Source organism: Nocardia sp. NPDC004722 (assembly GCF_053601505.1).
The window spans coordinates 1-6,544 of sequence record NZ_JBSGBY010000491.1; the positions used below are offsets into that span (position 1 = coordinate 1).

Annotated in this window: 8 protein-coding genes; 4 read left to right on the forward strand and 4 right to left on the reverse strand. The window is 68.5% G+C overall.

Annotated elements, in window-relative coordinates; genetic code table 11:
* Positions 1–172 precede the first annotated feature (172 nt).
* The 3 genes from ACWELQ_RS34265 to ACWELQ_RS34275 all read left to right on the forward strand — a co-directional run bounded on the left by ACWELQ_RS34265 (position 173) and on the right by ACWELQ_RS34275 (position 2,127).
* Entirely contained in the window at positions 173–580 is a 408-nt protein-coding gene (locus ACWELQ_RS34265) for a RidA family protein (RefSeq protein WP_452401172.1), read from the forward strand.
* Between the two features lie 240 nt (positions 581–820).
* Positions 821–1,396, forward strand: coding sequence for a hypothetical protein (locus tag ACWELQ_RS34270; RefSeq protein ID WP_452401173.1), 576 nt, complete (start codon positions 821–823; stop codon positions 1,394–1,396).
* Positions 1,393–2,127 (forward strand): cobalt-precorrin-6A reductase, encoded by a 735-nt coding sequence (locus tag ACWELQ_RS34275; RefSeq protein WP_452401179.1) that lies wholly within the window; start codon positions 1,393–1,395, stop codon positions 2,125–2,127. The genes ACWELQ_RS34270 and ACWELQ_RS34275 overlap by 4 nt, the downstream gene beginning before the upstream one ends.
* A gap of 70 nt (positions 2,128–2,197) precedes the next feature.
* Here ACWELQ_RS34275 and ACWELQ_RS34280 read toward each other — a convergent pair whose 3' ends face one another.
* From ACWELQ_RS34280 to ACWELQ_RS34295, 4 genes are all read right to left on the reverse strand, one after another.
* Positions 2,198–2,746: a PadR family transcriptional regulator gene (locus ACWELQ_RS34280; protein WP_452401174.1), complete on the reverse strand. Its 549-nt coding sequence runs from the start codon at positions 2,744–2,746 to the stop codon at positions 2,198–2,200.
* Positions 2,747–2,778: 32 nt separating this feature from the next.
* On the reverse strand, positions 2,779–4,515 hold the full coding sequence (gene cobJ, locus ACWELQ_RS34285) for a precorrin-3B C(17)-methyltransferase (RefSeq protein WP_452401175.1): 1,737 nt from the start codon (positions 4,513–4,515) through the stop codon (positions 2,779–2,781).
* Positions 4,512–5,147, reverse strand: a complete 636-nt coding sequence (locus ACWELQ_RS34290; RefSeq protein ID WP_452401176.1) for a precorrin-8X methylmutase — start codon at positions 5,145–5,147, stop codon at positions 4,512–4,514. The genes cobJ and ACWELQ_RS34290 overlap by 4 nt, the downstream gene beginning before the upstream one ends.
* Positions 5,148–5,240: 93 nt before the next feature.
* The gene (locus ACWELQ_RS34295) at positions 5,241–5,678 is read right to left on the reverse strand and encodes an Lrp/AsnC family transcriptional regulator (RefSeq protein WP_452401177.1); all 438 of its coding nucleotides are present in this window, start codon (positions 5,676–5,678) and stop codon (positions 5,241–5,243) included.
* 156 nt (positions 5,679–5,834) lie between these two features.
* Between ACWELQ_RS34295 and ddaH the strand changes: the two genes are divergently transcribed.
* On the forward strand, positions 5,835–6,544 hold a 710-nt coding region (gene ddaH / locus ACWELQ_RS34300; protein ID WP_452401178.1), incomplete at its 3' end, for a dimethylargininase.

Below are 6,544 nucleotides of genomic sequence, written 5' to 3' on the forward strand. Positions count from 1 at the left end.
CGTCCTCGGGCGAGCCCGTGAACTGCTTGGTCACCATAAGGTTCTCCAGTCACCGAAAAGTGCGTTCTTCCACGTCAGCGCACACTCTCCTACAGTTCCTCGGTAACCACAAGAAACCTCGAGCGGCTGGGGCGTCGCGCCCGCAAGCACTCAGGACAAGGAGTAAGGCAGCATGGCCGTCACGTTTGTGAACCCCAGCGGATTGCCCGAGATCGATGTCTACCGGCAGGTGTCGATCGCGTCCGGATCGAGGCTGGTCTTCATCGCCGGGCAAGTCGCATGGGACGCCGACGGAGTCACGATCGGGGAAGGCGACCTCGCCGCCCAGGTCGAGCAGAGCTACCTGAACGTCGGCACCGCCCTGGCAGGGATCGGCGGCTCCTTCGACGACGTGGCGAAGCTGACCTTCTACGTCGTCGACTGGACCCCCGACAAGATGCCGCCGCTCTTGGAAGGGATCGCCCGTGCGGCCGCGCAGCTGGGGGTCACCCCGGCCCCGCCCGCCACGCTGATCGGTGTTGCGGCACTGGACATCCCCGACCACCTGGTGGAGATCGAAGCCACCGCGATCCTCGACTGAATGGATGCTCGAACCTTCAGAAGCATTCCAGGAGGCGAGCGGTGGGCCGGTGCGCAATTGGGACACTCCGATGGAGCCGGTGGGGTGTCAAAGCACCACAAAGAACCGTCGATCATGGAGCGGACCGGAATCGGTGGCGCCAGTGAGTCATTCAGAGGGAAACATCATTGAGTCAACGGTAGGGTGACCTGCCAGAATCCGAGAGTTGTCGGGTTCGGTTCGAACTCTATTGGGAGATTCATGAAGTACACGAAGATTGTCGCGACCGCATTCGTCGCCGCGGCTGCTACCGGTATTGCTGCGGGGACCGGTTATGCCGCTCCGGTGGATCCGGCTCCGGCGGTGCAGGCTGCGGATTCCACGCTGCGCGGTAGTGAGCAGGGTGTGGACTACAGCGTGGTGGTGAATGACGCGAACGCTATCGTCACTCAGGTGAGTGGTGGACAGTTCACGCTGGATTCGGCGGCGCAGACCGTGCTGTTGAAGAACCAGGCCGGTGACGTGGTGACGCGGGTGCCGTTGAACGGGGTACTCGCGGGCAAGCAGTACGGGCTCACCGCCGCCATCGACCAGAGCGGGAATCAGCTGACGCTGACCTCGGTGTCGGCGCCGCTCGCCTCGGCCAAGGACATCTCGGCGGCGGATGACTTCTTCGGGCAGCTGCAGCATGCGGCGATCGGCGGGATCATCGGCGGCATTCTCGGTGCGTTCCTGTTCGGGATCGGCGCGATTCCGGGCGCGATCATCGGGCTGCTGGTGGTCGGCGGGCAGCCGCTGATCGATTCCGGCTCGGCGATGCTGAGCGGGCAGAACTGAAAACGCTGATTCTCGGCGGAACCCGGGAAGCCCGGGAACTGGCCGATATCGCTTCCGGTGAGCGGGGATTCGAGATCGTGTCCTCGCTCGCCGGACGCGTGCGCGAACCCGTGCTGCCGGTCGGGGAAGTGCGTGTGGGGGGATTCGGGGGAGTCGACGGGCTGCGGGAGTGGTTGGTCGAGAACGGGATTCAGGTCGTGGTGGATGCCACGCACCCGTTCGCCGGGGGGATCACCGCCAATGCCGCGGCGGCCGCGGCGAGCCTCGGGCTGCCGGTACTGCATGTGCGGCGGCCGGGATGGCGTGAACGAGACGGGGACAGCTGGATCCGGGTGCCGGATCTGGGCGCGGCCGCCGAAGCCCTCGCGGGGCTGGGGGATCACGTATTCCTGACGATCGGCCGCCAGGGGGTCGCGGCCTTCGCGGACTCGGACGCGTGGTTCCTGATCCGGGCGATCGATCCGCCCGAGGGCGCACTGCCGAAACGGCATGAATTGTTGCTCGCACGTGGGCCTTTCAGCGTGGCCGACGAGACGGCGCTGCTGCGGGAGCGGCGGATCGACGTGATGGTGACCAAAGACAGCGGGGGAGCGTTGACCGAGGCCAAGCTGACCGCTGCTCGCGCGCTCGGCATTCCGGTCGTCATGAGCAACCGGCCCGAGCTGCCCGACGGCGCGCACCAGGTGGAAACCGTGGCGGCGGCGTGGGATTGGCTACGCGAGCGGAAGTAATGCGCGCCGCACCCGATTGGCCGCGTGAGCGAAGGTGCCGCGCCCGGCCGCGGGCCGGGCGCGCGACGGCTCAGGACAGGCGGCTGGTGCGGTCCAGCAGTTCGGGCAGGCGGTCGAACCACTCGAGAACGGCACGCTCGTAGCGGATCCCGAAATCCAGGGTGGCGCGCTCGAACGGCGACATGCGCTGCTCGTCCTGGCCGGAGAGATACCCCGAGAGGCGCTGCTCGTGGACCCCGCGATTGGCGGCGACGATGCGCTCGAGGCGGCGCGGGTCGACGAATTCGCCGAAGGACAGGGTCAGCAGCAGCGGCACGCGGATGGTTTCCGCGCCCGGGTCGCGGGCGATCCACTCCGCGAACGCTTCCCGGCCCTCCTCGGTGATGCGGTAGGGGGTGCGGTCGCGGGCGCCGGACTCGCCCTTCTCGACCAGGCCGAGCTGGTGCATGGTGGCGAGCTCCCGGTAGACCTGGCTCTGGGTGATGGTCCAGAAGTCGCCGATGCGGTCCTGGGCCTGCGCGACCAGATCCCAACCGGACATTTCGCCCCGGTGTAGGAAGCCGAGTAGGGACGCTGCCGTCGAGTTGAGCGGGCGTCGAGCTTTGTCTTCTGGCACCACTACCCCTTCCAGCTACGTTCTACTGTGGAATATTAGTCACCGTATCGGCGCGACGTGAACACCCGGGGTCCGCCGGCCGCGTCGAACACCGTGGTGGTGGACGCGCCCACGATCAGCAGCGTGCGCATATCCACCTCGGCCGGATCCAGTTCACCCAGCGTCACCACCCGCACCGATTCGGTCGGTCCGCCCACGTCACGGCCGATCACCACCGGCGTCTCGGCCTTGCGATGCTCGAGCACCAGCTCGCGCATCGCGGCCACCTGCCACTGCCGCTGCGAGGAGGCCGGGTTGTAGACGGCGAAGGCCATATCCGCCGACGCCACCGCCGAAATCCGTTGCGCCACCGTCTCCCACGGCTTGAGCCGGTCCGACAGCGAGATCATGGCGAAATCGTGGCCCAGCGGCGCACCCATCCGGCTGGCCACCGCGCTCGCCGCGGTCACCCCCGGCAGCACCCGCACCGGCACGTCGCGCCACTGCGGATCGGCCGATTCCTCGATCACCGCCGCCGCCATGGCGAATACCCCGGGATCCCCGGAGGAAACCACGACCACCTTCGCCCCGGCCTTGGCCATATCCAAAGCCATTCCGGCCCGCTCGGATTCGACCCGATTGTCACTGGCATGCCGCCGCTGCCCCGCCCGCACCGGCACCCGGTTCACATAGGTCGTGTACCCGACGATATCGGTCGCCTCGGCCAGCGCCCGCGCCACTTCGGGGGTGGTCCAGCCCTCCGCGCCCGGCCCCAGCCCGACGACCACGACCTCGCCGATCGACGGCGTGGTGTCCGACTGTTCGATCCCGGCACTGCCTGCCTCGCGCGCGGTTGCGACCACCTCACCCACCAAACCCGGTGTGCTGGCAGCGGATCCGGCCCTCGCTGCGGTGACCTGCTCGCCGCGGATACCCGAGTGGGCCGCCGGACCGCTCACGTCCGCCGAATTCGATTGCGCTGGTGCGCTTTCGACGATCGGGGACGCCTGCGCGGTCGCTCCCGGGTGGAGCTGTGTGTCCGTGGCGGAGGCGTCGGCCGTCAGGGGGATGCGCGTACGCGGCTCGGGGCCCGGGACGATGGTGATGGCGAAGTACGGGACGCTCGCCTCGTCGACGTCGGCGGCGCGCAGGACGCGCTGGCGGGTCGAGCTGGCGCGTTCGACGTAGTAGGCGTCGTCGAGCCGGCCGGAGTCCGAAAGGGCTTGGCGGACACCGGGGTAGGTGCGGCCGAGCTTCATGATGGCGGCTGCTTCGGTGTTGCGCAGGCGGCGGGTGAGTTCCTCGGTGGGCAGGGTGCCCGGGAGGATGGTCAGCACCTGCTTGTCCTCGACCAGCGGGGTGCCGAGGGCGGCGGAGGCGGCGCTGACCGAGGTGACGCCGGGGATGATCTCGGTGTCGAAGCGGTCGGCCAGGCGGCGGTGCATGTGCATGAAGGAGCTGTAGAACAGCGGGTCACCGGCCGCGAGCAGGGCCACGGTGCGGCCCGCCGACAGGTGGTCGGCGAGCACGGCGGCCGCCTGCTCGTAGAACTCGTCGATCGCGCCCTGGTAGCCGCCGGGGTGATCGGTGGTCTCGGTGGTCACCGGGTAGACCAGGTGTTCCTCGAGCTGGTCGGCGCGCATGTAGGGCGCGGCGATGGCGCGCGAGATGCTGCGACCGTGCCGGGCACTGTGGAAGGCGATGACATCGGCCTCGCCGATGACGCGGGCGGCCTTGACCGTCACCAGTTCCGGATCGCCGGGACCGAGCCCGACACCCCAGAGCTTGCTCATTCTTGTTCGCTCGCAATCGCATTGAGGGCCGCGGCGGTGATGGCGCTGCCGCCGCGCCGCCCGCGGACGGTCAGGAATTCGACGCCGCCGTATTCGGCCAGCGCCTCCTTGGACTCCGCCGCGCCGATGAACCCGACCGGAATGCCGAGCACCGCTGCCGGGCGAGGCGCACCCGCGTCGAGCATGTCGAGCAGATGGAACAGGGCGGTGGGCGCATTGCCGATCGCCACCACCGCGCCGTCCAGCCGGTCGCGCCAAAGTTCCAGGGCCGCAGCAGATCTCGTATTCCCGAGTCGCGCCGCGAGGTCCGGTACGCGTGAATCGCCGAGGAGACAGAGCACCTCGTTGTCGGCGGGCAGACGCTTGCGCGTCACCCCGGAGGCGACCATGTTGGCGTCACACAGGATCGGCGCACCCGCGCGCATCGCGGCCCGCGCCTTCGCCACCACATCCGTGCTGAACTCGACGTCCCCGGCCAGATCCACCTGCCCGCAGGCGTGGATCATCCGCACCACCACCTGTGACACGTCCGCCGGGAACCGGGCCAGATCGGCCTCCTCCCGAATGGTCGCGAACGAGCGCCGATAGATTTCGGCCCCGTCGGTGAGGTAGCTGGCACGTACGTCGGACATGGCTCCCACCTTAGATTTCGCCGTCACGGCGGCCATGAGCGGGTCGTACGCCCGGCCACGGTAGGGCTACGGCCGGGTGCCGCGAGGTCCCGCTCAGGTGCGGGGGCGTTCCAGGAGGCGGGACATGACGATGTTGCTGCGGGTGCGCCCGACGCGCGCGTTCTCGCGGATGCGTTCGACCGTCGCCTCGATCTCGGCCATGTCGGTGGCCATCACGTGGACCAGGGCATCGGCCTCGCCCGCGATCGTCCATACGCCCACGATCTGGGGGATGGGTTCGAGGCTGCGGCGTAGTTCGGCGGGGGAGATGTTGTCGCGGTAGAAGACTTCGACGTACGCCTCGGTGCGCCAGCCCAGCGCGGCCGGGTTCACCACCGCGGTGAAGCCGGTGATCTGCCCGCCCGCCACCATCTTGTCGACCCGGCGTTTGACCGCGGGCGCGGACAGGCCGATCGCCGCGCCGATCTCCTGGAACGAGGCGCGGGCATGGTCCAGCAGATGGGCGAGGATCCGCCGATCGAGATCGTCCACGAGCCGTTTCCTTTCGCAATCGTGCACTCGCACCGCTCGAACGCAACAAATCGCTACCCACACCATGATCAACGCAACGATTCGCTATTTCCTGCGCAACGGTACGCCACATACCTTCGGTTCAGCCCGGTCCGCGCCACTTCCGAGGGAGTCTCGTTGACATCCGTAGCCACCCTGCCCGCCCGCGATCCCGCTGCCCGCAAGCCCGTACCCCGCCGCTATCTGATGTGCCGACCCGAACACTTCGAGGTCACCTACGCCATCAATCCCTGGATGAATACCGCCGAACCCGTCGACCGCGCCCTCGCGCTCGCGCAATGGGACGGCCTGCGCGCCGCCTACGAGGCGCACGGGCACCGCGTCGAGGTCATCGAACCCGTTGCCGGACTGCCGGATATGGTGTTCGCCGCCAACGGCGGACTCGTCATCGGTGACCGGGCGCTCTCGGCCCGCTTCGCCAATGCCGAACGCGCACAGGAAGGCCCGGCCTACCACGACTGGATGGCCGCGCAGGGCTTCGCCGACGTGCTGGCCGCCCGCGAAACCAATGAGGGCGAAGGCGATTTCGCCATCGCCGGGGAACGCATCCTGGCCGGGACCGGCTTCCGCAGCGCCCGCGGCGCGCACGAGGAGGTGGCCGAGTTCTTCGGAATGCCGGTCGTCTCACTGGATCTCGTCGATCCGCGCTTCTACCACCTCGACACCGCGCTCATGGTGCTCGACGACACCATCGCCTACTATCCGGCCGCCTTCAGCGGACCCAGCGCGCGGCTGCTCGCCCAGCTCTACCCGGATGCCGTCATCGCCACCGATGCGGACGCCGAAGTGCTGGGCCTCAACGGGGTCAGCGACGGCTACCACGTCTT

Bases quoted from the DNA above. Each gene is read 5' to 3' on its own strand.
- ACWELQ_RS34265 (WP_452401172.1), top strand. From the start codon at position 173: ATGGCCGTCACGTTTGTGAACCCCAGCGGATTGCCCGAGATCGATGTC.
- ACWELQ_RS34270 (WP_452401173.1), top strand. From the start codon at position 821: ATGAAGTACACGAAGATTGTCGCGACCGCATTCGTCGCCGCGGCTGCT.
- cobJ (WP_452401175.1), bottom strand. From the start codon at position 4,515: ATGAGCAAGCTCTGGGGTGTCGGGCTCGGTCCCGGCGATCCGGAACTG.
- ACWELQ_RS34290 (WP_452401176.1), bottom strand. From the start codon at position 5,147: ATGTCCGACGTACGTGCCAGCTACCTCACCGACGGGGCCGAAATCTAT.